This is a genomic window from Paenibacillus apis, from assembly GCF_018333295.1.
GTDB classification, from domain to species: domain Bacteria; phylum Bacillota; class Bacilli; order Paenibacillales; family Paenibacillaceae; genus Fontibacillus; species Fontibacillus antibioticophila.
This window is the reverse complement of the sequence record NZ_BORS01000061.1, coordinates 1-331: the sequence shown is the minus strand read 5'-3', so window position 1 is coordinate 331 and position 331 is coordinate 1. Positions and strand designations below refer to the sequence as shown.

The following is a 331-nucleotide window of genomic DNA, read 5'->3' as shown; positions in this document are numbered from 1 at the left end:
AGGTTAGAACTCCAATACGATCAGGGTGGTATCCCAACGGCGCCTCCACCGAAGCTGGCGCTCCGGATTCCTAGGCTCCCACCTATCCTGTACAAATCGTATCAAAGTCCAATATCAAGCTGCAGTAAAGCTCCATGGGGTCTTTCCGTCTTGTCGCGGGTAACCTGCATCTTCACAGGTATTAAAATTTCACCGGATCTCTCGTTGAGACAGCGCCCAAGTCGTTACGCCATTCGTGCGGGTCAGAATTTACCTGACAAGGAATTTCGCTACCTTAGGACCGTTATAGTTACGGCCGCCGTTTACTGGGGCTTCAGTTCATAGCTTCGGA

General features: G+C 51.1%; 1 rRNA gene. It reads right to left on the bottom strand.

Annotated elements, in window-relative coordinates:
- Nucleotides 1–331, bottom strand: a 23S ribosomal RNA gene (locus tag KI362_RS25305); the annotation flags it as partial.